The organism is Microcystis sp. M44BS1 (genome assembly GCF_020244875.1).
Classification (GTDB): Bacteria; Cyanobacteriota; Cyanobacteriia; order Cyanobacteriales; family Microcystaceae; genus Microcystis; species Microcystis panniformis.
Window position 1 is genome coordinate 13474 of sequence record NZ_JADBVM010000135.1, and the last position, 21964, is coordinate 35437.

Consider the following 21964-nt stretch of genomic DNA (forward strand, 5'->3'; position numbering starts at 1 on the left):
CACTCTCCTATCCCTTTTAAACAGTATGCTAGTATAACTATATGGCGATACAATTGCCTTAGCTTGGCTAAGGGTGCAAAGTTGGTCTCATATTTTATCTATTATGTCAATAAAGTTATGAAACGATTTCTATTATTATTTTGTGTTCTCGTGAGTTTTTTGCTGTTTATCAGCTTTGGGATTGATGTTTCCTTGTCTGCACTAGCTCTAACTCGACAACAGCTAGAGGGGCCGGGGCAGCTGTTGTATCAATCCCGTCATAGTTTGCGCGATGATACAGGTAGTCCTTGGCAGGTGGTGTTGTTCAAACGAATTAAGGATGGGGAAACCCTAGAAATTAGTTTGCGCTTGGTGGGATTTCCTGAAGGGATTGAGTTTCTGCATGGAGAAAGATTGACGATAACGACGGCTAAAGGCGAAATTTTAGCGGCTAAGGATGCTTTTGCCGAAAAATCACCAGCAGCTAACGTCGGTCAATACGAGATGCGGGATATCTTACCGCAGCTACCCGTTACTGAAGCGATCGAACTTTCCCTACCCCTAGAGGCTCCCCGTCATCTTAACATCCCGATTCCTGTACTTTTAGAATGGCAAAGTCTGCTTTTTTCGGCAAATATTTGACTTTTTGGGTTAGGGTGAAAGATGCAGCAAATTGGAATCAGCGACGATGGGAAAGATTAATTTATTAGTCAGTGCCACCTCTGAGGATTGGATAGAACAGGCAATTAATAATTTAGGGATTATTCTGCTCGATCATTCCCATTGTGAGCGAAAAGCGGCAGGAGTGGCCTTAAATCTCATGTTTCGTTATCCTTCCTACGCTTCCCTCGTGCGGAAATTAACAGCGATCGCACAAGAGGAATTAGAACATTTTGAACAGGTAAATCAATGGTTAGATAAATGGGGAATTCCCCTCGCTCCCTTAAATTCTCCCCCTTATGGTGCTAAATTAAAGGCGCAGATTCGTCACCAAGAACCCGATCGCCTTTTGGATTCTCTGTTGATATCAGCTTTAATTGAGGCGCGTTCCCACGAAAGATTGGGTTTATTGGGAGAGTATTGTCCCGATCCTCAATTAGCTCAATTTTATCGCGGTTTAATGGCTTCCGAAGCCCGTCATTATGGTATTTATTGGCTATTAGCAGCGGATTATTTTGAACGTACAGTGATCGAGCAACGCTTAGAAACCCTAGCGGCGATCGAAAGTGAAATTCTCACTACTCTGCACCCGGAACCTCGTATTCATAGTTGATTGCACTAATAGGGACAATGGCTGCAGCTCACATTTGCAGAAATACGGACAATTAGCAATTATCAGTGACTCTTAAATTATTACAAATATATCAGCAGCTGCCTGTAAGCATCCCACCGAAAAACTAATGCGCGAGGGGTTTGGGGACGGCGCTTGCGTCCCCAACGGGGGGTTTGGGGGGTAGAACCCCCCAAAAGCTTGGATTGAGTGATTAAATCGGAAGTAATGACCAATTTTAGAAGATAGTTTCCCTTTAAAAATCCCAACTTCAGTAGATTTACAAAAATGAGATGCACCCAGGGACAATTAACTATCTAAATTACTCGTTAAACTCAATTTCTCTTTTAGAAAAGGGTAAATCTTGATTAATGGCCTCAATTTCTTCCTGTTCCATTTGATTAATTTCTTGGATATAATTGCGGAGAATTTGAGTCATTTTGCCATGATAGAAACGGTGTAAACTATGATTAGCAGTAGCGGGAAAACCCCGTCTTTTTTTATGTTGTCCTCCCGCACCCGGGTCAAACATGGTAATATTTTGACTAATTGCCCAATCGATCGGTTGATAGTAACAAGCTTCAAAATGTAAACAGTCGTACTCCTGAAAACTGCCCCAGTAACGACCATAAAGATTAGTATCTTTGCGAATACAAAAAGATAAACCCACGGGTTTAGTATCCTTTTCATTTTGGTAGGCAGTAATCAAAACCACTCGCTGACGATAATTCGGATATAATTGTTCAAAAAATTTCTGTGTCAGGTATTTACTTCCCCAGTAAAATTTATCACAGGTACTGCTATAAAACCGATAAATTAACGGGAACAAATGATGGGGAATTTCTTCGGCAGCCAGAGTTTTAATAATTAACCCCGCATTAGTCACCGCTTTCCGTTCCCGTTTAATATTGCGGCGTTGATTAGCATTAAAAGCTGTCAGATAATCTTCAAAACTTTGAAAACCTTTGTTATTCCAGATATAACTATGATGTAACCAGGGAGTAAAGCCAAAATTTTCCATTAAAATTCGCCATTGGGGATCCACAAAAAGAAAATGACAACCCGACAGATTATTTTGATCACAAAAATGATCAATTGCCGCTATCATTAAAGCCGTAATCTCCAGTTCATTTTCCCCCGGAGCAATTAAAAAACGATAACCTACCGCCGGAGTAAAAGGGGTCATTCCTAACAGTTTCGGATAGTATCTAATCCCCAAACGATGGGAAAGATCTGCCCATTGGTGGTCAAAGACAAATTCACCGTAACTATGACTTTTAATATACAAAGGAGCGGCGGCAATTAACTCAGCACCGCGCCAAACTGTGAGATGAGCCGGTTGCCACCCGGTGCGTCCCGTGGCACTGCCAGAAGTTTCGATATTATGTAACCATTGCCACTCTAGAAAGGGAGTAGTTAGGGGTTGAGCGAGAGCATCCCATTTTTGTTGGGGAATCTCACTCATTTTATCAATCCAAGCGACAGAATATTGAGGTTTAAGCTGTTCTACCATGGGACAAGATAAGTCAACCTTTTTATTTAAGGTAATCTAGTTTTGAGATTTGTGGGAATCTCGTTCAAGGGAATAATGTAAGAAAATTTCTTCTTCCACGGTTTCCACGCTCAAAAGTCGTAATTTTCTGGCAGAATCTGCCAGAAATCCAGTTCCTCCCAGGGGAGTTGCCGCTTTATTGCCTCCTAACAGCAACGGACAAATGGTTAGGTAGATTTCATCGATTAAATCTTCAGCTAAAAGAGAGGCAATTAATTCACCTCCTCCCAGAATCGCCAGTTTTTTGATACCTAGTGCGGTAAATTGACTAAAAATAGCCTTCCAATCGCCGCAGACTAAGACAAGCTCAAATAAACCCCGATTTTCCCATGCCGCCACTTTTTCCGCTGCCGTGATTAACCAGCGCGGGAAAGGCTGCTGAAAAAATTTCATCTGGGGATCAAGCTGGCCTGAATAAGAACAAACGATCTGTATCGGCTGCGGAGATAATCCCCGTTGTTGACGGTATGCGAGAAAATCCCCATGACGGATAGGAAGACTGGTGTGATAAGCGCGCAGGGTGTTAGCACCGAATAAAGCGGCATCCATGCGCGATAAATGTTGTTCTAGACGCATTTTATCGGTAGCAGAGGCAAATCTGGCCGCTGACTGGTAAGCGTCGGCAATTTTACCATCGGCACTCATGGCTAAAATAACTGTGGTGTGAGGACGATTCATGGCAAATGATCGGGGATATCACCCGGTCCGATTGGTGAATAGGCTAGTATAGTTTGGAGTTTGATAGCAAGAATCAAAGCAATTTTCGCCTATGTCTATCGGTCAATCCTCCTTTCGTCGTATTCTGCTCTCTCGCTTACTCTTGGTTAGTGTTCCTGTACTACTAATGGGAGTTTATGTTACCTATCGTAAGGCGCGATCGGCTTTTTTGGAAATGGCCCGTCAAAATCTCACCGAAAGTGCCATCAGAAAAGCAGACAATATTGAGCAATCAATTCAATTTTTGCGGGCCAATCTGATCACTGCGGGTGAGAGTCTGGTTTTAAAACAGGGAACCTTAGCCGAAAAAGAAACTTTTTTACAACAATTCACGGCGCAGCTTCCTAATCAGATTAACTGTCTGGAGTTAATTGATATTAAGACCAAGAAATTTTTATTAAATCGAGCCTGTGAACCAGAAATTATCAAAGTTTTGCCTCTGGAAAGATGGACAGAAAAACGGACTAGCTCTGCTGGAAATATGGAAAATATTTTAGTGAGAAGTTTACCTCGACAACTTTTAACCAAATCTCCCAATAATAATCGTCAATTAGAATTAGTTTTTGCCCTTCCCATCTACGATAATCAAGGACAATTACAATCTAGTCTGATTCTGCAAACTTCTCTACTTTACGGTGAGAAGGTTTTACCCGGTTCTTTGTCAGGTTATCCCGTGGTTATTTCTGAAAATGGCATTATTCTCGCTCATCCCTATTTTCATCGCATTGGTAAGCATATCAGTCAAGAAGCTGATGCTGAACGCTTAAATAGTATTATCAATAATGCTATCCGAGGAAAACAAAATTTCTTGCATTTATTTTCTTTCGAGAAAGATGGCAAAGAATTAGTCGCGGGTTATAGTTCCCTCCCTAGTCCAGTTACGGGAGAATCATCCCAACAATGGGTAGTTTTAGCCATTAGTCCCCTCTCCCAAGCTCTGGCTCCTCTACAACAAATTTGGGAGGCAATTTTTTATCTAATTTCTGGTTTATTATTAGCTTATTTAGTAGTTATTGTACTTATTGCTAGGGATTTAGCTATACCTTTAGAAAAACTGCGAGATTATGCCTTAAATATTCAGAAAATTCCCTCCGAAAAGATTACACCACAAAACTTTAATATTCGAGAAATTAATCAGTTAGCGTCGGCCCTAGAGGAAATGCTCGAACGTTTACGTCTTTGGGGAGAGGAAATAGTTAAGAGTTGGCAAGAAGCGGAAAATGCTAATCAATTAAAAAACCAATTTTTGGCGAATACTTCCCACGAATTACGCACCCCTCTCAATGGTATTATTGGCTCAATTCGTTGCGTTATGGATGGATTTTGTAATAGTGAGGAGGAGGAAAAAGAATATCTGCAACAAGCGGATAATTCAGCCGTACATCTTTTGGAAATTATTGATGATATTCTCAGTATTGCTAAAATAGAAGCGGGCAAACTTTCCGTTAATCCTGAACCAGTATATTTACACCAAATTATCAATGAAGTTATTAATTTACAAACAGCCTCGCTGCAAGGTAAGCACTTAAAATTAAATTTACTTTTCTGTCAAGAAAATCCAGTAGTCTATGCTGATCCAACTAAATTTAAACAGGTAATTTTGAATGTTATTTCTAACTCAATTAAATTTACCGAAACGGGAACTATTTCTCTGATAACTCACCTAGAACATCCACAGGCTATTATCACTATAATCGATACAGGAATCGGTATCGACCCCCAGCAGCAATCAAAATTATTCCGTCCTTTTGTGATGATTGATGGTTCCACAACTAGAAAATTTAGCGGTACGGGTTTAGGATTAGCTATTTCTAAGAATTTTATGAAAATGATGGGGGGAGATATTACTATCTCTAGTCAAGGTCAAGGTTTAGGAACAACTGTGGAAATTATTCTTCCTCTGGTGGGGGAAAGAAAGCTTGATTTTACTCCACCAGAGGAAAACTCATCTTTGCCGATTCTTCCCTCTCTTAAAAGCTAAAATATCTCTATTTAACTACCGTAATTTCTGGGCAACTTAGTTTATAATTCCTCTAAACTTTCTACAGGTAAATTAACCACCTGATAAAAACCAAAAACCTTGATCGCATCGGTATAATTTGTTAATTCTTCTAAAGTTTCTGCGATTAAATGCTGTTGATCCAGATTAATCTCTAGATCGATAAAAAATATGTATTCCCCTAAAGATCGTTTAGTTGGTCGCGATTCGATCCGAGATAAATTAAGCTGACGTTTGGCAAAAACTTCTAAGGGTTTGACTAAAGCACCAGGTTGATCTAAAACCTGAAAAGCGAGGGACATTCGCTCCCCTTGGGGATGGGAAGTTAAAGCCATTACCCAAAAACGGGTACAATTATCGGGATAATCATTAATTGGTTGTGTTAATATTGGTACATGATAGAGTTTTGCTGCTCGGGGGGAAGCGATAGCGGCCGAATTAGCCTCTCGATCGAGAATTTGAATCGCTTCTGTGGTAGAATTGGTGGGAATAATTGGCACAGTAGGTAAATTATTTTCTAGCCATTTTTGACATTGAGCTAAAGCTTGGGGATGGGAATAAACGGTGGTAATTTCTGTTAGCGATTGTCGAGGAGATAGAAGTGCATGGGAAATCGGTAAAACTAATTCTTGTTGAATCTGTAACCCAGGTAATTGCCATAAAGCATCAAGAGTCATTACCACACTTCCTTCGGTGGAATTTTCCACTGGGACCACTGCTAAATCGGCCTGATTTTGGACAACCGATCGCAAGGCCAGGGCAATGCTAGGATAGGGTATTAATTGATGAGGCTGGGATGCTAAACTGTTAGCATATGCTAAAGCGGCTGTTTCTGAATAGGTTCCCACTGGCCCCAGATAAGCGATCTTTACAGTCATTGAAATTATCCCCGCAAGCAATTTTTTCTAGCTATTACAGCCTTTCTCATCAACATCAAGTATAACCTAATTCAGCCAGGGTTTTCAGTTGATAATTGGGTAAAGGAGCAATATAGTAGGGAACCTTTTTAGCTAACTCTAGGGTACAGGTAATTTTTTAAACTTTGCCCTTACCGCCCAAAAATTGACAATCATAACTAGCATTGTGAAAAACCTTTTCTATCCGGTCAAGCAACAGGATTTTAGTGATAAAATAGTCAGTAATATCCGGTCGTTCGAGAACATCCAAAATTGTCACCCGCTCCCCCGTTAAGTCCGTGGAATCAGCCAGAATTTGAATCAGAGACAAACGGGGAGTCTTGCTATTGTAATCGGCCACTTCCGTATCTAACCAAAGAATGGGAAAATGGCAAAAGTGATCGATCGCATTCCTAATAGCGTCGGATTCCGTTAAATAAGGCATGGTTGCAGAGGCTGAAAAATGTATCAAAAAATCTTGATAGCAGTAGATTTGTCGGAGATGGGGGACAGTGTTTTTAAGGAGGCTGTATCCTTAGCCAGTAAGTACGAAGCTAACCTCCTACTACTGCACGTCCTTTCCCCTGAGGAAGATTATAGCCCTTTACCGATTCCACCCAATTTAGCCGATATTTACCCCGCCCAGGGTAATGATCTCACTCTTGATTTTTGGCGGCAACAATGGGAAGAATTCGAGCAGAAAGGGGCGGCTATGTTGCAAAAAAGAGCTAATCAGGCGGCAGAAATGGGTGTAAAGGGAGAATACCGGCAAATTTACGGTCATGCCGCCAAAACTATCTGTAAAGTGGCGCGAGAGGAGAATATTGATTTAATTGTCATCGGTCGGCGTGGGCGATCGGGTCTAGGAGAGTTATTCTTAGGTAGTGTGAGTAATTATGTTCTCCATCATGCCCCCTGTTCCGTCTTAATTGTTCAACATCGTCAGGACTAAAAATTCCTGTTAGCGATTCCCCCCTAAAATCCCCAAACGATTAAAAGGAAAAAAGCGAAAAACCGCCCTACCAATCACGTTATTTTCTGGTAAAAACCCCCAGATATGGGAGTCATTGCTATTATTGCGATTATCTCCCATCACAAATAAATTATTTTCTGGCACGAGCAAAGGCATTAAATTATATTGAGGGGATTCTAGAATATAATCCTCTGCCAAGGGTTGATTATTCAGATAAATTTTGCCCTCCTTGACAGCAATCACATCCCCTGGGGTGGCAATCACTCTTTTAATAAAAGCTTGATCCTTTTGATATCCCTGTAATTGTAATTGTGCCGGCGGTTCAAAGACGACGATATCCCCCCGTCGAGGAGGATGGAAATCGTAGGAAAGTTTTTCCACTACTAAGCGATCGCCTTGTTCTAAAGTGGGTAACATAGAATCAGAGGGGATAAAACGAGGTTCAGCCACAAAAGTGCGGATCAGTAGGGCTAAAACTAAAGCTATAGTGATAATTTGCAGATTTTCTCGAATAGAAGCCCAAAAACTCTTGGATTTGTCCTTATTAATTTCTTGCTCTTGCATTATTGCCCAGATGATGGTTGGTTTAACTTAGCTTTCGCTTGCTGCCAGAAAACTGTTAATTCCTCTAGTGTATAGTCATGAAGAGGCTTTTCCGCCACAGATTCCACTAGGGAAAAACGTTGAATAAAACGCAGATTAGTCTCTTGTAAAGCGATGCTGGGGTCTAAATTATACCAGCGAGCAAGATTGACAATAGTAAAGAGTAAATCGCCTAATTCGGCCTGTTGATGCTCTTTATCGCCCGATTCTAGGGACTCTTGCCATTCTGCTAACTCTTCGCCAAATTTTTCCCAGACTCCTGCGATATTTTCCCATTCAAAACCGACTCGCGCCGCTTGCCGAGAAATTTTCATCGCTCCCATCAAGGGTGGTAAAGTTTGGGCATAACGGGTTAATTTGCCACTAATAGTCGGGTCATTTTTTTCCTCAGCTTTGATTTTCTCCCAATTTTGACGCACCTGTTCGGGATTTTCTAGGGATAGCTCCCCAAAAACGTGGGGATGACGACGAATTAATTTATCAGTGATGCCTCTAGCCACTTCTTCTAGGCTAAAATTACCCTCATCGCTGGCAATTTGGGCTTGTAAAACCACCTGTAGCAGTAAATCGCCTAATTCCTCGGCAATGGCAGTTTTATCACCGCTTTTAATCGCTGCTACCACCTCATAAGCTTCTTCGATAACGTAGGGAATCAGGGTTGCCGGGGTTTGGGCTAAATCCCAAGGACAGCCGCTTTCTGGGTCTCGTAAACGGGCAACAACGCTGATTAAATGGTTTAATGCCTCTAAGATGGCCTTGTAGCTGAGATTATCGGTTTCTGGAAGGCTAGACATCGATTTTTTCCGGTTTTCTCGCCCATTATACCGGTTATCAGTGATCAGTTATCAGTGATCAGATGTGAGTTTTCAGTTAACTAATCACTGTTTAAGTAGTCTTGCAAAATAAATTTCCTAGTACAATTATTTGTAGGATGGGTTAGCGGTAGCGTAACATAATCGAGCGTTGGGTTTCATGCTTCAACCCAACCTACGTTCATCTTATATTTAATTCCACCCACCTACTCATCTCCCTATCTTCCTAATATTCAGTCACAGCCTTTCTCATAATAGATGAAGTTTAACCTAATTTGAGCGAAGACCTACCCCCCAAAACGAAAACTTCGTACCTCACCATTCAGATAACTGCTTTAGCTCAATAACGATGAAAAAACCCGGTAAAACCGGGTTCCACTAGCTTGGAATCTGTATAGTCAACCGATAAAGCAGTTGAAAACTTAAATAAATCTAAATAGAAAAAAGGTAAGTAATTCCACTGTAAGAAAATCAGATTTAATGAATCATCCCGCAAGTTAGGGGACAAGAAGCATAAACAGCTTGATGAGAAGTTTTTGCCTCACCGTGTAACCAGTGCAACCAGCTAACTTCATGGGGATGAACACCTTTTGCTGCTAACAAAGCGGCACTAATTAGGATAGCCAAAATATTGATGCCAATAATCATTCCCGCCACTAAAAGCACGGAACTAACCGGTAAAACCGACTGTAGGATAATCGCCGACAATGCTCCCACTGTCATCATTAATACTACTAAAGGAAATCCCACTACTAATAAACAGACAGTGAGGACGAAACTCCAGAGAAGAAAGCTTTTTAGCATTGCTAAAGAAACGTGGCCCCAGTTATTTCTTGCGGTTAATTGCATCTTCCTGACCTCTTACAAACTTGGTGGTCTAACTTTTCTGCACGTCGGCTCAAAGTTGATGAGAACCAGTATAGGGAAAACACCGAAGAAGATGAGCTATTCGCAATATAAATTTACAATCATCGCTGATTATCTATGTTATATGTATCGAACTATTACAAGAATCGGCGAGATGTATCGAAAACTTTACAATCGGTTTCCCTTGATCCCCAATCTAATTTCCTACTGAAATCCTTGATCCCCGTCGATAATCCTTTCTTGTCTCCCTGTCCGCAGATTTCTCCCCGTCTCCTTGTAACAAATCTTTACAAGTACCTCTAGAATTCTCAGAAAATAAGTGGACGGGAGCGCCAGAGTGCCGAGTTGGGAGTGGGAAGTGGCAAGGGGTTATCTAGGGTCTGCTGAAAAAGTTTCTCGTCGGGGCAGGGTGTAGGGTTTTACCCATTTTGAGGGGGTAAATTACCTAATTTTCAGGGAAAAAGTCCCGGAATTTTCCCCCCGATCACTCCCATATCCAGGACTTTTTGATTGACAAAAGGTCTAAAAGTCTTACCCAACAAGGTTTTTAGATTTATTCAGCAACCCCTATCTATTCTTGTTTAGATGTAATAACCTCCATCGGTCTGAGTAATTTATCCTCGATGGTAAATCCCTGCCTGACTATTTTTGTGATCGTCTGTTCTGCCAAATCGGGGCGTATTTCTCGCTCCACCACCTGACAAATAGTAAAGTCTGGCTGATGAGCGGACAGTTCTATTTTCAGCACCTGACGTTTTTCTAGAATACTTAATAATTTTGTCTGTACGCTTTTTAAAGATTTCGGTAATCTTTTCCAGACTCGCTCATCTGGTTCGGGTCGATCTTCTAAAAAATTTAATAACGATTCGAGGGTATCAAACACCTCTAATAGTTCCAAAAAAATCTTTTCTTTTTCCGAGCGATTGTTCTCTCCTTGCTGCCGTAAAGCTTGTTGTAAACTTGCCTCCTCTTTGGTTAAATTTATAATTAGGCTTAATAATTTGTTTCTATCTTCTTCGCTAATTTTGTAATTATTCATCCTTATTCCTCCCCAAAATTAATGTCTTTCAGTATCGCTGAAGCCAGTGCGCCAGCGACTTTTTTCAAGTTGTCTTGATCGTAATTATTAATATCATCCATGCTATTTAAGATTTCTAAAGATGGTAAAGGTTCAGACAATTCCGAGAAAGACATGGTTTTCAAGCGTTGAACCAGAGGGAGATGAGGACGTAAATAATCCGCAACTATCCTATCTTGAGGATTCATTAATATCTTACGCGCTTTAGCTATGCTATCCATAGAATAGCTACGGCGTTTCATCGCCAGACCAAAAGCTTTAGTGATTTCGGCAGTGGAAGCGGCGGGGGAAATTTCTAGAATATCGTAAGGATTACTATCTAAATTATCGTACATTAATCTAACTCCCATTAAATAAGATTAAATAGTTTATATACTTCTCGAAACTCTGGATCGTCGGGGCATAATTCGTAAGCCGATCTAACAAGTTCTATTAGTAATTCTCGAGGTAATTTGTGAGAATTATCTATTAAAAGATTGAGACAGAATTGGGCGGTAAGGTGACGGAGTTTTTGTGATCTCGATCGTTTCGCCTTTTTGATCGCCTCGGAAAATTGATTGCGCTCCATCAATCGCCCTACTTCCCTTAGGTCTTTTCTAAAAATAATCTCCTCGATCAATTCGTTTAGTATGGCATGATTGTAATCTATCTGTTTTAATTTCTCCAGTTCGCTTAAAGCTTTGGACTCGTCTATCTTTTGCTCATCCAATCTCCTGACTATTGCCAAGGCTTGATCTCGGACGTAATACATTTTCGAGTTAGTCGTTTGTACTAACTCGTACCAATTTTTATTCATCCTTAATAGATTCTCGAAACCCTCAATCTCCTCCTGTAATTCTAGGTAAAGTCGATCGATCTCCTCAATCCATTCTGGGTGATTTTTAAGGGCTGTTTTCGCCTCTTTTAAAGGATTCTCGGCTTTTTGCCACTGTTTCTGTTCTAGATAATGACAACCTTGATGGAATGATACAAAAGTATTAGCTATCTGTTCGAGAGTAGATTGGCAGGTTAGGGGTTTTAACGCCACCCCGCGAACCCGATCCCCCTGTAAACAGGCAGCTACAGATTCCCCCCAACGGGTATAGAGAGTCGCCCAGAATTGATCAGGCAGTTTAACAGTATTTCTATCGGGGTGGGTCCGATACAACCCAGGTAGGATGGTTAACCCTTCGATATAGATTCCCTCTACAGGATTATCGCGTAATAACCCTAGGGCGACAGTATCGCGACGGTAAAGATCGCGAAGTTGCAGGTAGTAATTTAGGTCTTCTTTGGTTCGATCGATCAGCTCCTCAAGTATTCGGGTTAATTGTGCCTCTAAGTCGCGTATGTCACCGTCATCGATAACTTTCCAAACCACATTCCTGATACTGGTGTTGAGATTTAAATTTGCCGTAGCGGATAACCAGACGGGTATTAATTTCTCTAGGGTAGCGGGATTTTCTACTGATCGATAATAAAGGGCGATTGCCAAATTGTGCAACGATTCCAAATTGCGTTTTCTTTCCCATTCCCTCTCGGCGTTGATCAGGATTTTCTCCCGATCCTGAGACCGCCAAAGTTGATGGGCTATGCGGGGGGCGATATGATTGCTTAAGTTCTGGCTAACTTGCGGATCATCGCCGAATTTCTCTAAAAACACCTCGCTTTTTGAGCGGGCCAATTCTAGGTTTTCTTCTGGAATTAGTTCTTGTATTTCCTGCTGTAGAGTTAATTTTTCCCTTTGGCTATATCGGCTGAGCAGCTGTATCTGTTCTTTAATTTCCGGTCGATCAATCTTTTTCCATTCCCGATGCGCTTTCCTCCATTCCTGTAATCGCGCATAACCGTAACCCCGGAAGTAGATCGATTCCCTATCTTCGATTCCCTCTAATTGTTCTATTCCCTCCCGATAGTTCCCCGCTTTAATATTCGTCATGCCTAATCGTCGGTTTATATCGATTAATTCCGGTGTTATGAGTAGGGCTTTTCGATAGTTATCTATCGCCTTGTTTAGATCACCGTTTTTTTCGGCAGCCACTCCCTGTTCAAAATAATTGAAGGCGATCGTTATCTGTTCTACCTTAGTTAATAGGTTTTTAACGTCCAGTCGCTGGAAATCTGCTAGGGCTTGATTTATTAAATCTCTCGATTGTTTTAGTTCTCCCTGTCGGGCCAATTCCTGGGCTTTTTTCAGTCTTACTTGACAGATATTTTCTTGCTCTACCTGTAATCGACATTGCTGGATTTCTAAACCGATTCGGTGATGGGAATAAAGAGCCTGTGCGCTTTCCAGTACCTCTAAAGCCTTCTTAAAATATCCCTGATTTCCCAACTCCTTGCCCTGTTTAAAAAAATTTAAAAATTCTTTTCTTCTTTCTAATTCTTTTTTAAGATTTTTTTCTCCAGATCTTAACTTGGGATTATTAATTAATTTGTTAGCCTCTTGGTAAAATTTTAAAGCCTCCGATAACTTGCCTATCTCGAAAGGGTTTACCGTATCTTCCCCTTGTAATTTTATCGCCTTATTCGCCAGTTCTCTGCCCTTTTTAATTCCTTCTATTCGCCCGGAAAAACAAAATAAATTTATTACCAGTGTAGTGATATAAAAATAATTTATAAAATTATCATCTAAAGCCAACCAATTTTTGAGGAAAAAGAGGATAAATATGATGAAAAGTCCGCCACCAAAGCCAGTTAATATTTCTGATTGTCTTGACCAATAGTTATTGTCTTTATTAGTAGGAAACCCTAAAAAAACAGCCGTTAAACTAATGGCGAGAAAAAAAGCTAAAACAAATCCAATAGCATAGCCCAAGAAAACTAACATAATATTCCTACTGGGTAAAATTAACAGGATTTATCAGAGTTGGGAATCAATAACTTTTCACCGACCTCGAGAGAATCGAGCCGATCAAGCAAAAAAGGATTAGCCTCAAGTATAGGAGACAATAGAGACTCATTCCCGTAAAAACGTTGAGCGATACGAGATAGGGAATCACCCGAGCGAACCCGATAGTTAAACCCATCCACGCAGACAGTTTTAGTCAGCTGCTTCGATGGCCCGATTAGTTCCCCAACAGGAGAGATAACAGGACTAGATTCGCTGACAGGGAGTAGGGAACGGGGGAATAGATTAGAAGCGATAGCACCGAGAAAAATCCCCGAAATTAACAGTAAAAGAGCCAATCCCAGTAATAAACCACGGCGGTTAGTTGCAGTCCGATTATCGACAACGGGAGACAGTTCCATTAAAAGACGTAGAGAGGATAAATCCGTCTCGCAATTGGGGCAAACATTCCCCTCCACGTCCGATCGTTGACAAACGGGACAATTAATTTTACTCATAATTAAAATCGGGTTAATCCAGTAGCCACATTGCCTGTGGGTAATTCGAGATCGCAATTCTGGCGAACTTCCGGTAATAATCGCTGTAATTCTCGTTCCGCCGTTTCTCGATCCCCCGCTTGCAAAGCGGTGATCACCCCTAGGAATTTTCTCGCCATACTATCCGCGCTGGCTTGATTTACCACTCCAGTACGGGTGATGACGCTACGACACAATAGCAGCAGCAACAACAATTCGGATAAATTTTTCCTCTCCTGTATTGCTGTTTCATTTAATCGCTGTATAGCCGAAAGATTACCGTTATTGATAGCCCTATTTAAATCTTCTATCAGTTGTTCGATGCGTGCCTTTTGTTCTTCCGGAATCAGAATTTGACAGTATTTTAAAACGAACTCGAAGTCGGAGATCAGGATTTGACCCTGACTACTATCCTCGCAGGAGTAAGTTTTTAACTCCCGTAATTTTTCCCTGGCCACCTTGACCCGATCTTGCCGCGATTTTCCATCCTCTCCGCGGATTTGATTGGCCGCCCGCACTATTTCCCCGGCTATTTGATAGACGTATTCGGCCCCGACCGTGGTTAATAACTCCTTACGGTTTATCTCCTCGATACTTTCTTCTACCTGTCGCGAGATCTCCTCGTCCTCACCGCCACGGGAAAAATCGGAACTCACTTTCAGCGAGGGGTCATTTTTTAAACTTGCTACCATCGATAGAGAATTATTCTGTTCGTCTAGGGAGACGGCTAGTAATATTTCTGTACCCTTTGGATAGGGTCGATCGAGAGCTAACCACATTTCCCCGATTTTCTCGTCGCACTTCTCCCCGGTACTTTCTGCCCGCACCCGATCGGGACTATAAAATTTAAAATGGATCAGACTCTGATCATCCGCTTCGGTTTTAAAAGTGCGGGTGGTTTTAACGGGTAATATATCCCCCTGTCTGATGATCGGATCTTGGCTGCCGTCGGCCAAGTGGATACAGTAATCACGGGATACGGTCATTACCTTCTCTGTTAAACCAGCAGCCACGATCGCTGCTCCCTCCGCTACTGCATACATCGGCCGTCGGTGAACTACCACCCTCTCGGAACCGAAAACTTTTTTAACTTCCTCTTGGACGAAAGGAATCTGGGAGGAACCCCCCACTAATAACACCACATCGATCAGATCTTCGGGATAGTCGGAATACCGGATCGCTTCTTGACAGATGGCGATCGTTTTCTCCACTAGGGGCCGGATCATCTCTTCAAATTCACCCCTCTTAATCGTCACGGAAATGGTGATCGCCATACCCATCTCATCGATCAGCGGGGTCGCGGGGATAATGGTGGCACTTTCAGCACTACTTAAATCTATCTTTGCCCTCTCTACGGCACTCTTGAAATCCCCTAAAAATCTTACCCTTTGATAATGGGGCATCGCAGCGATCAGAGCGTCCACATCCTCTAGAGCTTCTTCTTGTGCCACTTTTTCCTTGACAAATTGCATTAATTGTGTATCTAGATCATCTCCTCCTAACCAGAGATCCCCAGCTTTCCCCGATTCTATAAATTGATTTCCGGCGGCGGTGATTAAACAAGAATCGAAAGTACCGCCACCGAAATCGTACACCAGTATGGTTTTTACCTCCTCCGAATCCGGTTTATAACCGTAGGAAATTGCCGCCGCGGTCGGTTCCGAGAGCAACTCCCGGGCGATGATACCTGCCCGTTTTGCCGCCATCTCCGTGGCGTGACGCTGTTTATCGTTAAAATAGGCGGGAATAGTGATCACAGCTTCCTGTATCCGGCTTTTCTGACCGTTAGCCCCTTGATAATTCTGGGCATTAGCTACTACTTTTTTTAAAATCTCGGCCGATATGTCTTCCGGTTCGTATTCCTTGCCCCCTAACCATACCGATAGACTATCCTCCGTACCCCGGATCGAGCGAGTGACTTTATAGCTTAAACGGGGTATTTGTTCCTGAACGATAGTATCGCTAAAACTCCTACCCATCAAACGCTTGATCGACATGATCACGTTTTCTGGGTTCGCCTTGATCTGTCTGTAGGCTTCTTCTCCAACGAGTAACCCCTCTCCAGCTAGGGAGACGAGCGATCGAGTTAATTTTCTCTCCGGAGGCGAGTTATCTGGGGCGGTCACTACCTCTACCCCCGCTAATTTAAATGCCGCTACTGAATTCGTCGTACCCAAATCTATCCCGACAATATTACCCATCGGATGCCTTCATCTTCTCTAAGATTGCTCTTATTATACCCATGATTACTCTATTTATTAAAGGAAACACTATCTATCGTTAATAGATTTTATTCTATACATATTAACCAATGTACATATAGGTGATTTTTGGCAAATTCCCTTGGTTTTTTGCCCCATTGATCCACAAGATCAAGCCGTTTCCTGACTTCATCCCACATAATATTAAATCCGGTTATTAAAAACTGATTATTTATTCCCCTTTGCCTTTTGCATGAGCAGAAAACGGGTTTCTCCGAGAAACCCGTTTTCTGTGCGTATAAATCATTGCCCCTTGCCTCTTGCCCGACTCCTGATCGCCTTTTCTTTGTCACAGAATTGACATCTGGCCGTTATAGTCCTGACAAATGAGAGTTATATGCTAAAGTTAATCCAGCAAAGGAATAAATTATTTCCCCTAGCCCAGCTTTCCTCAAGCTTCCCACACAGGGCCTAGGGGAAGTTTATTTTTCTGCCATGGAGGAAAACCGCTACCCGGCCCGAAAAGAAAATTTTTCTAGAACTTGAGGAGCCTTGAGAGCAGGGAAGACAGTCAGGCAGACTGACCTAAACAGGTTTTTGGGGCGAAAATATAGTTTCTTGCCTTTCTGTCTCCCTAAACACGGTCTTAGCTCTGATGGCGAGCATAATCATCCTGAAAACGGACTATATCATCCTCTCCTAAATATTCCCCATTCTGCACTTCAATTAACACCAATTTGATCACCCCGGGGTTTTCCAGACGGTGAGCCGTACACTGCGGCACATAAGTGGACTGATTGGCTCCGAGAATTTCTTCGTTATCTCCACAGGTGACTTTTGCCGTTCCCGAAACCACAATCCAGTGTTCACTGCGATGGTAGTGCATCTGTAAACTGAGACGATGACCCGGATTCACTTCAATTCGCTTGATTTTATAACCAAGACCTTCTTCTAGAGTCGTGAAAGAACCCCAAGGCCTAAATTCTGTTGCTGCCGATTCTACGCTCGAAATAAGCTGAAATGGTACCACATCTTGAGATGCGATCATTATATTATGTCTCCATTGCTAGGTCTGATCTTAGTCCAAGATAGCAGCAAAAACCCTAGATGGCATCTAAATCAGTGATCAGTAAACAGTAAACCGAAAACTCACATCTGATCACTGATCACTAATTCACTCTTCGTCGGTGTTGAGAATACGGGGAACCCGGAAATAATCCCCTTCTGGAGCCGGCGATTCCTGCACTAAGACCTCGTGATCGGGGTAAGGTCTATTACCATCGGCGCGAGTGATATTTTGAATTTCGATCGCTCGCGTGGTGGGTGGCACATTTTCCGTGTCTAATTCGCTTAACTGCTCGAAATAATCGAGGATTCCGCTTAATTGCAGGGCAAATTGTTCTTCTTCGCTGCTATTAATCTCTAAACGGGCTAAATGGGCGATTTTTTCAACTGTAGCTTGATCGATCATGGGAGAAATGGGGTGTGGGGTGTGGGGTGTAGGGTGTGACCCCCCCAACCCCCCCGACATCGGGGAGGGGGGGTGTGGGGTGTGGGGTGTGGGAATGATGAATTGGGGAGTGGGGAGAATAAATAAAAGCTGTCTCCTGAATACTGTCTCCTGAATACTGTCTCCTGAATACTGTCTCCTATCTCCTGACGACCGACGACCGACGACCGACGACCGACTCCTCAATTTAAAAGAAAACATCAATTTCCGATCGCCCGGTGATTTTCAGCCAGTTTTGGGCTTCAATGTAGTTATTGGGGGCTAATCGGATGGCTTGTTTCCAGTATTCTGCCGCTTTGTCGTAGAGTGCTTCCGCTTCGGCCTGTTGACCGTCTTCTCTGGCTTTTTCCCCCTGAAAATGGTAAATAACGGCGATATTATTCAAAGCGGAGGGCATTCTGGGATTAAGTTGGATAGCTTCTTCGTAGTATTCTAGAGCCTTTTCATGCTCGCCGTTACTAGCGTGGATAATGCCGATATTGTAGAGGATATAACTGCGATCGTTAGGATCCTCTTCTAATGTTAAAGCCTCATAGTAATTATCGAGGGCTTCGGCGTATTCGCCGTCAGCTTGGGCAGACATCCCATCGCGGTAATAAACAAAGGCTTCCTTGGCTTTTTTATTGGCAGGGAGTATCTTTAAAATGATATCCGCCATGACAGTAAAAGATTTATCAATAAAATTATCGTTACGTTGAGTGCGTGGCATAGTTAGGACGATTAGGCGATCGAAATGACTACTTACCTTTATAGCACTCGCCAGCACCCCCAGGGCTGTTTTTCTAATTTTTCTGGCTAGGGTTTCGATTTAGAGTATCTTTGCTAGTCCGGCAATGGCAAGAAGTTAATGGCTGATTCTCCAGCCAAGAACCTAGTCGGAACACATCTCATTCCGACGAGCATTGGTGCAACTTTACCCAAGATTCTGAGTAATTAGGGCTGGCTGAATAAATCTAAAAACCTTGTTGGGTAAGACTTTTAGACCTTTTGTCAATCAAAAAGCACTGGATATGGGGCTCTTCTCGACTTTGTGTGATAATTTTGGCTTATGGAATCCTGAAGTGCTTATTGGGCAAAACTTTTAGGACTATTTTGCGGAATAAACTATCAGTATAGACCTAGTTTCCACACAGAAACCAGAAGAGCCGATATGGGAGTGATCGGGGGTAAAAAGTTCCTAAATTTTACCACCGAACAATCCAATGGCTGGCACTTTTTGATTTCAAAAAGACCAAAAGATATTAGCCAACAAGGTTTTTATATTTATGCAGCAATCTCTCAATATTATTGACAACAAATAGAGTTTTTTACCAAATATGCAGCCACCAAAATTAAGCTTAGGAACTAGATTATTTTTATCCCATCTCCTCGTTATGGTGGTGGGATTGAGTAGCTTTATTATCATTGCTAAATTATCTTCTCCGCGAATGTTTGTTTTGCGTTTAGAACAGTTAGAAAGGCAGGGATTTTTTACCGTGCGATCAGCGAGAACTTTCTTGGTTAGGGGTTTTGAGACAGCTTGGGATAGTAGTGCCATTTGGTCATTTATTGCGGGGGGAAGCGCAGCTGGTTATCTGAGTTTTTTGGTTTCTCAACGCATTATGAAACCGGTAAAACAAATGAAACAAATCACTAAAAATTTTGCTGAAGGGGATTTATCGGCGCGAGTTCCAGAAAGCGAAATCCCCGAATTAAATCAATTAGCCATCAGTTTTAATCAGATGGCGATTAGTTTAGCCGATGTGGAAAAAAGGCGCCGGGAATTAATCGGTGATCTTACCCACGAATTACGCACCCCTTTAACTGTGGTGCGGGGATATTTAGAAGAATTAGCCGATGGTGCGATCAAACCTAATCCAGAACTTTATCAGAAATTAGTGAAAGAAACCCGCAGGTTAGAACGTTTAACCCACGATCTACAGGAGCTATCGCGAGCGGAATCTGGTTATCTCTCGATTAAACTGCAACCTGTTAATTTATTACCTTTGTTAAATTCTCTCATCGAAAAATTTGCCGATCAATTATTAGAAGATGGACCGACTTTACAGTTAGATTGTCCCCCCAATTTACCATCTGTAATGGCCGATCCCGATCGCCTGGAACAAATCTTAGTTAATCTGCTCGGTAATGCCATTCGTTACACTGATAATGGTGCAATTACCCTGCAAGTGACAAGGGACAAAAACCACCTACAAATTGCCGTTATCGATACGGGAATCGGCATCGCAGCCGAGGATTTACCCTTTATTTTCGAGCGCTTTTGGCGGGCCGATCGTTCTCGTTCCCGTTATTCTGGGGGTAGTGGTATTGGTTTAGCGATTACCCGTCGTTTAGTGGAATTACACCAAAGTCAAATCGAGGTGGAAAGTGAATTAGGTAAAGGCAGCACTTTCCGTTTTTCCCTAGCAATATCTCCCAATTTTCAGTGAACAGTAATCAGTAATCAGTAAACTGAAAACTCACATCTGATAACTGATAACTGATAACTGATAACTGATTAAATGCCGTGACTTTTGCCGATTACCCAATGACGACGGAAGAAGCGAGCGAGCGAAGTTTCTTCTAAGGATAAGTAAATCGGTCTTCCGTGGGGACAGGTGCGGGGATTACGGGTATTTTGCCAATCATCGAGTAAATTCTGCATTTCTTCCAAACTCAAAGCTGTACCGTTGCGGATCGCACTCCGGCAAGCGGTAGCCACCTGAGCGGTTTGTAAATCCCCCCCTAAACTTAATTCTAGTAAAGCATCAGCCCGATCCTCCCGTTCTTTTAGTAGAACAGGAATACTACGAATTGCCCAAGAGCGATCGCCAAAACTAGCAACTTCTAATCCTAAACGTTGTAATTGTTCGATTTGTCGAGTAGTTAACTGATTTAAGATGATCGGATTGTCTAACGGCACGATTTCCCAGTTATCCTCTAAACCTTCGTACAAAACCCGCTCATGGGCAATATGTTGTTCCACTAACCATAATCCGTTAGGATGTTCGGCAACTATGTAAGTTCGGTGAATTTGGGCCAGTGCCTTTAATTCCAGCCGATTTTTCGGGTATTTCTCCCCTATTGTATAGGTGCTTTTTTCTTCGGCAGCCTTGAGAATTTGACTGACGCGCTGATTTTGCGCTTTTTCGGGTATATGTTCGGGATTTAGTCCTAACGCCTTGTCTATGGCTGAAATTATCTGTTCTTGCCAAAAAATGAGGTTATGCAGGTATATTTCCGCTTTGGCTGGGTGACGATTCCAATCGATCGAACGAGGGTTAAGATGTAGATGGAGAAAACAAACGGGATAGCGATCTTTAGGGACTGTGCGAGCGAAAGCTTCAAATATTGCCTGTTCTAACTCCGATGAGCGCACCATTCGCCCATTAACAGCAATTCTAACCCAATCTGGTTGATGGCGAGAAATGCGATCGGGCAAACCAATGACTAATTCAATTTGAGCAGATTCTGCGTCAGGAGTCGTTAAGTCAAGTTTTAGGGATGCTAAATCGTTAAAATGCAGAGATTTAACTAATTGGGGTAATATTTGACTGGCATCCTTACCCGGACTAATGCGTAACCAATCTTGATGATCTTGAAAAACCTGCCAAGTAATTTGGGGATGACAGAGAGCAAAATTATGAATTAAAGTCTGTATATCCTTTAATTGTTTGTTAATTGACGGTAAAGCTTGACGACGCACGGGAAAGTTACCAAAGAGATTCTCTACCGTGACGATAGTACCGATAGCTATAGGAATCGTTTCTAAATTACCCGGCTCGCCTTGGTGATTGTAAAGACAATAACAACCTAAATCATCGTCATGGCGACTGGCAACCCGCAGATGCGCCACCTGTGCGATACTGTGCAAAGCTTCACCACGGAATCCGAGACTGGTAATCTGCCAAAGATCGTCCCGTTGGCGGATTTTGCTGGTACTGTGGGCATAGCTACACAGTTGCAAATCTTCTCTAGACATTCCCCTGCCGTTATCCGATACTTGTATTCGCCAGTTTTGGGGAGATATATCGATGGTAATCCTCTCTGCCCCCGCATCAATGGCATTTTCGACTAATTCTCGCACCACAGCGCCTAAAGAGTCGATTACCTCTCCTGCGGCAATTAAATCGATTACGTCTTGGGGTAAAACTTGTATGGGCAAAGTCATCAATTAATGGTT

The 21964-nt window shown here is 42.3% G+C and carries 21 protein-coding genes; 5 read left to right on the top strand and 16 right to left on the bottom strand.

The window, feature by feature from the left end; all coding sequences use genetic code 11:
* Nucleotides 1-117 precede the first annotated feature (117 nt).
* Nucleotides 118-621 (top strand): DUF3122 domain-containing protein, encoded by a 504-nt coding sequence (locus IM515_RS10940; RefSeq protein ID WP_287628943.1) that lies wholly within the window; start codon nucleotides 118-120, stop codon nucleotides 619-621.
* A 46-nt stretch (nucleotides 622-667) separates the two neighbouring features.
* On the top strand, nucleotides 668-1252 hold the full coding sequence (locus tag IM515_RS10945; RefSeq protein WP_002770090.1) for a MiaE family protein: 585 nt from the start codon (nucleotides 668-670) through the stop codon (nucleotides 1250-1252).
* A 319-nt stretch (nucleotides 1253-1571) separates the two neighbouring features.
* Here the strand turns inward: IM515_RS10945 and IM515_RS10950 are convergent, their stop codons facing one another.
* Entirely contained in the window at nucleotides 1572-2762 is a 1191-nt protein-coding gene (locus tag IM515_RS10950) for a GNAT family N-acetyltransferase (protein ID WP_287628944.1), read from the bottom strand.
* A 36-nt stretch (nucleotides 2763-2798) separates the two neighbouring features.
* Nucleotides 2799-3479 (bottom strand): RibD family protein, encoded by a 681-nt coding sequence (locus tag IM515_RS10955; protein ID WP_287628945.1) that lies wholly within the window; start codon nucleotides 3477-3479, stop codon nucleotides 2799-2801.
* A 91-nt stretch (nucleotides 3480-3570) separates the two neighbouring features.
* Between IM515_RS10955 and IM515_RS10960 the strand changes: the two genes are divergently transcribed.
* Nucleotides 3571-5499, top strand: a complete 1929-nt coding sequence (locus IM515_RS10960) for a sensor histidine kinase (RefSeq protein WP_287628946.1) — start codon at nucleotides 3571-3573, stop codon at nucleotides 5497-5499.
* 41 nt (nucleotides 5500-5540) lie between these two features.
* Here IM515_RS10960 and pheA read toward each other — a convergent pair whose 3' ends face one another.
* Nucleotides 5541-6395 carry a prephenate dehydratase gene (gene pheA / locus IM515_RS10965; protein ID WP_287628947.1) on the bottom strand — a complete coding sequence of 285 codons (855 nt, stop codon included), beginning with the start codon at nucleotides 6393-6395 and terminating at the stop codon, nucleotides 5541-5543.
* Nucleotides 6396-6552: 157 nt separating this feature from the next.
* Complete coding sequence (locus tag IM515_RS10970; RefSeq protein ID WP_072924041.1) at nucleotides 6553-6858, bottom strand: ribonuclease D; 306 nt, start codon at nucleotides 6856-6858, stop codon at nucleotides 6553-6555.
* A gap of 18 nt (nucleotides 6859-6876) precedes the next feature.
* Here IM515_RS10970 and IM515_RS10975 point away from each other — a divergent pair, with 18 nt between their 5' ends.
* Complete coding sequence (locus IM515_RS10975; RefSeq protein ID WP_002770104.1) at nucleotides 6877-7365, top strand: universal stress protein; 489 nt, start codon at nucleotides 6877-6879, stop codon at nucleotides 7363-7365.
* 9 nt (nucleotides 7366-7374) lie between these two features.
* On the opposite strand, the gene lepB is transcribed toward IM515_RS10975, so the two are convergent.
* The 11 genes from lepB to IM515_RS11030 form a co-directional block, all read right to left on the bottom strand.
* Complete coding sequence (gene lepB / locus IM515_RS10980) at nucleotides 7375-7950, bottom strand: signal peptidase I (RefSeq protein ID WP_002770106.1); 576 nt, start codon at nucleotides 7948-7950, stop codon at nucleotides 7375-7377.
* On the bottom strand, nucleotides 7950-8783 hold the full coding sequence (gene mazG / locus IM515_RS10985; protein WP_287628948.1) for a nucleoside triphosphate pyrophosphohydrolase: 834 nt from the start codon (nucleotides 8781-8783) through the stop codon (nucleotides 7950-7952). The genes lepB and mazG overlap by 1 nt, the downstream gene beginning before the upstream one ends.
* A gap of 495 nt (nucleotides 8784-9278) precedes the next feature.
* Nucleotides 9279-9650 carry a hypothetical protein gene (locus IM515_RS10990; protein ID WP_002760125.1) on the bottom strand — a complete coding sequence of 124 codons (372 nt, stop codon included), beginning with the start codon at nucleotides 9648-9650 and terminating at the stop codon, nucleotides 9279-9281.
* A 589-nt stretch (nucleotides 9651-10239) separates the two neighbouring features.
* Nucleotides 10240-10707, bottom strand: a complete 468-nt coding sequence (locus IM515_RS10995) for a nucleotide exchange factor GrpE (protein WP_002770110.1) — start codon at nucleotides 10705-10707, stop codon at nucleotides 10240-10242.
* Between the two features lie 2 nt (nucleotides 10708-10709).
* Nucleotides 10710-11081, bottom strand: a complete 372-nt coding sequence (locus IM515_RS11000; RefSeq protein ID WP_002770111.1) for a J domain-containing protein — start codon at nucleotides 11079-11081, stop codon at nucleotides 10710-10712.
* 14 nt (nucleotides 11082-11095) lie between these two features.
* Nucleotides 11096-13555 carry a tetratricopeptide repeat protein gene (locus IM515_RS11005; RefSeq protein ID WP_287628949.1) on the bottom strand — a complete coding sequence of 820 codons (2460 nt, stop codon included), beginning with the start codon at nucleotides 13553-13555 and terminating at the stop codon, nucleotides 11096-11098.
* Nucleotides 13556-13575: 20 nt separating this feature from the next.
* A complete protein-coding gene (locus tag IM515_RS11010) occupies nucleotides 13576-14073 on the bottom strand; it encodes a LysM peptidoglycan-binding domain-containing protein (protein ID WP_002770113.1) in 498 nt (165 codons plus the stop codon).
* 2 nt (nucleotides 14074-14075) lie between these two features.
* Nucleotides 14076-16292: an Hsp70 family protein gene (locus tag IM515_RS11015; RefSeq protein ID WP_287628950.1), complete on the bottom strand. Its 2217-nt coding sequence runs from the start codon at nucleotides 16290-16292 to the stop codon at nucleotides 14076-14078.
* Between the two features lie 646 nt (nucleotides 16293-16938).
* Entirely contained in the window at nucleotides 16939-17340 is a 402-nt protein-coding gene (locus IM515_RS11020) for a phosphomannose isomerase type II C-terminal cupin domain (protein WP_002770115.1), read from the bottom strand.
* A 126-nt stretch (nucleotides 17341-17466) separates the two neighbouring features.
* A complete protein-coding gene (gene gatC, locus IM515_RS11025; protein ID WP_287628951.1) occupies nucleotides 17467-17763 on the bottom strand; it encodes an Asp-tRNA(Asn)/Glu-tRNA(Gln) amidotransferase subunit GatC in 297 nt (98 codons plus the stop codon).
* Nucleotides 17764-17989: 226 nt separating this feature from the next.
* Nucleotides 17990-18511: a photosystem I assembly protein Ycf3 gene (locus tag IM515_RS11030; protein ID WP_002770118.1), complete on the bottom strand. Its 522-nt coding sequence runs from the start codon at nucleotides 18509-18511 to the stop codon at nucleotides 17990-17992.
* 607 nt (nucleotides 18512-19118) lie between these two features.
* Between IM515_RS11030 and IM515_RS11035 the strand changes: the two genes are divergently transcribed.
* On the top strand, nucleotides 19119-20231 hold the full coding sequence (locus IM515_RS11035) for a sensor histidine kinase (protein WP_287628952.1): 1113 nt from the start codon (nucleotides 19119-19121) through the stop codon (nucleotides 20229-20231).
* Between the two features lie 68 nt (nucleotides 20232-20299).
* Here the strand turns inward: IM515_RS11035 and mutL are convergent, their stop codons facing one another.
* Entirely contained in the window at nucleotides 20300-21952 is a 1653-nt protein-coding gene (mutL, locus tag IM515_RS11040) for a DNA mismatch repair endonuclease MutL (protein ID WP_287628953.1), read from the bottom strand.
* Nucleotides 21953-21964: the final 12 nt, after the last annotated feature.